This is a genomic window from Peptoniphilus sp., assembly GCF_034090345.1.
Taxonomy (GTDB): Bacteria; Bacillota; Clostridia; order Tissierellales; family Peptoniphilaceae; genus Peptoniphilus.
Genome location: NZ_JAXDSS010000102.1, coordinates 1 through 2571, shown reverse-complemented (window position 1 = coordinate 2571; position 2571 = coordinate 1). Strand labels below are relative to the sequence as shown.

At 31.9% G+C, this 2571-nt stretch carries 3 protein-coding genes; all 3 read right to left on the bottom strand.

Annotated features, from left to right (window positions below; genetic code table 11):
* On the bottom strand, positions 1–1338 hold a 1338-nt coding region (locus tag SOR77_RS08085), incomplete at its 3' end, for a UDP-N-acetylmuramoyl-tripeptide--D-alanyl-D-alanine ligase (protein WP_320636608.1).
* 7 nt (positions 1339–1345) lie between these two features.
* Positions 1346–2104: an alpha/beta hydrolase gene (locus SOR77_RS08080; RefSeq protein WP_320636607.1), complete on the bottom strand. Its 759-nt coding sequence runs from the start codon at positions 2102–2104 to the stop codon at positions 1346–1348.
* A 16-nt stretch (positions 2105–2120) separates the two neighbouring features.
* Positions 2121–2471 (bottom strand): hypothetical protein, encoded by a 351-nt coding sequence (locus tag SOR77_RS08075; RefSeq protein ID WP_320636606.1) that lies wholly within the window; start codon positions 2469–2471, stop codon positions 2121–2123.
* Positions 2472–2571 lie beyond the last annotated feature (100 nt).

Here is a 2571-nt window from a genome sequence, read left to right as displayed (position 1 = left end):
AACTTTTTCATTTTCCTCTTCTTCAATATCTCCAAGCTCAACCATTCCCGGAGTTATTATTATTTTTCTACCACTCTTAAACTCATTTAATACATCAAGTGCTGCTCTAAATCCTACAGGATTAGAATTAAAAGCATCATCTATTACTATTACGCCAGTTCCGCTATCAACTATGTTCAATCTGTGCTCAACCGGTTCAACCTTTTTAATACCTGCGCTTATCTGCTCTAAACTAAGTCCAAGAACATATCCCGCACAAGCTGACGCAAGTAAGTTTGATATATTGTGTACGCCTAACAATTTACTCTCACAAGGTATCTCTCCAATGTCTTTTACTCCAAGAGTGAACTTTGAACCATTTTCATCAACTGTTATATCTTTTGCATACACATCTAATTTTTCAATATCTTTAATTCCATAATTGATAGTTCTTATCTTAGTCTTATCTGATAATGGCTTTACATAGTCATTGTCATAATTAAAAATTGCCACGCCATCTTCAGGTAAGTTTTCAATTAACTCATACTTTGTATTTTGTATATTTTCTATTGTTTTAAAAAGATGCATGTGAGTAGGCCCGATTGCTGTTATTATTCCAATATCAGGTTGAACAAGTTTAGCTACTTCGTCAATTTCTCCCTTTTTCTTCGCTCCAAGTTCAGCAATAAACACTTCATAGCTCTTATCCAAATCGTTGTTGATTACTTTTGAAAGCCCCATTGGTGTATTGTAAGATGATGGAGTGTTCTTAACTCTAAGGGCTTCAGAAAGAACTGTATCAGAGATAAATTTTACAGATGTCTTTCCAAAAGAACCTGTTATCCCCAAAACTTTCAATCCGTCTTTTTTCAACTCTCTTATCTTACCTTGGGCGTTAGTATAAAATCCCATATTGATTTTTTCTTCAACAGGAACTTGTCTATTGTTTGAAATTTCAAGCACTTTGTATTGGTAATAATACAAAACTATATTACTCAAAATTAGAAATACAAAACCTAAACCTGTATTAAACAAAAATACCACAAAGCCAACAATTAACAAAACACTTATAAATATAATGTTTGTCGCCTGATGTCTTTTTAAAAGTCTCTTAGCCCTATCAGTCCATACAAGTGGTGATTTTACTTCAGTAGCTTTTTCATATACAAACTTATTCATTTTAGATTTGTTTTCAGCAACCCACTTTATATATTCTTCCGTTTCATAACCTTCAAGTTGAAGCATGTGAATTGGAAACTCACTTCTCTTTGTAATGATCTTATAATTTAAAATAGAAACTGCTATCCCCATTACAAAATATATAATAGTTCCTATCATCATATTATCAAAAATATCCATATTTCCCCTATTCTAAAAATGATTTTAATACTGCACTAAATGTTCCATAGTCATCAATATAACTAAAATGTCCCCCATTTAATACAACCAATCCCGAATCTTTTATTTTTTGCTCAAACACCTTTGCCATGTAAAGGGGAGTGGCATCATCAGTTTCTCCCCAAACCAAAAGTGTCGGAGCTTTTATCTTTTCAAAATATTCTTCAGTAGATTCATTTACTACTTTTACAAAAGTCTTTCTCATAATTCCTTGAGAGGCTTGATAGTCATCAGAGCCATACTTTTTATAAAACTTTTCAAGCCTTTCATCTTTATCTCCACTTGAAAAAGTAGTATATATCTTTCTCAAAAATTTAAAAGAATAGACCTTAAAATAATACTTTAAACTTCTCTTAGGTAGCACTCCCGAAGCATCTACTAAAACTAATTTTTCTACTTTTTCCGGATGCTTTGCTGCAAAAATACTCAGAGTCTTGCCGCCAAAAGAATGTCCTATAAAAGTTGCCTTATCTATATTCATTTTTTCCAAAAAACGTTCCAAAAGTTCTTCGTAATCATGTGTGCCCCAAACCTCTTTAGGTTCTTCAGAATCTCCAAAACCCGCTGAATCATAAGCATATACATGATATTTAGGACTTATCGCATTTATTATCGGCACTACAGACTCTATATTCGCTCCCCATCCATGGAGAAGCACCAAGGGAATTTCGCCCTCTCTTTCAAAATAGGCAACCTTTGTGCCCAAATCTATATACTTTTTTCCCAAAACTATTCCTTCTTATTCATCTATATTTATTTTCTTCTCTTACTTCATCAGATTTAAAATTAGAAAATGACTTTATATATTCATACTTACTTTTAATCGCTTCTATTCGAGCTAAAAGCCTGTCAATTTCAGCAATTGTATTCTCTTCAAAATCAAGATCTACTTCAGCAGTCTCTTTTTTTAATTTGAACACATACTCTCCAAGTTTTCTATACTGTGCGCTTAACTTGCTCTCTTCTTTTACCAACTCAACCTTAAGCTGAGTTTGATCCTTGATTTGTCTAGAATTCTTTTCAATTTTGCTGATTATTCTTTGTAAATTGTCCTTTAAATCTGAAACATTATCGTTAAAATCATTAAATAACATGATTCTCACCTCTACTTGATTCATTATACCAAAAAATATAAACTTTGGACTTAACTATGTTTAAAAATATGCAAATTTAGAGCTTTCTTAAATTTTTAAA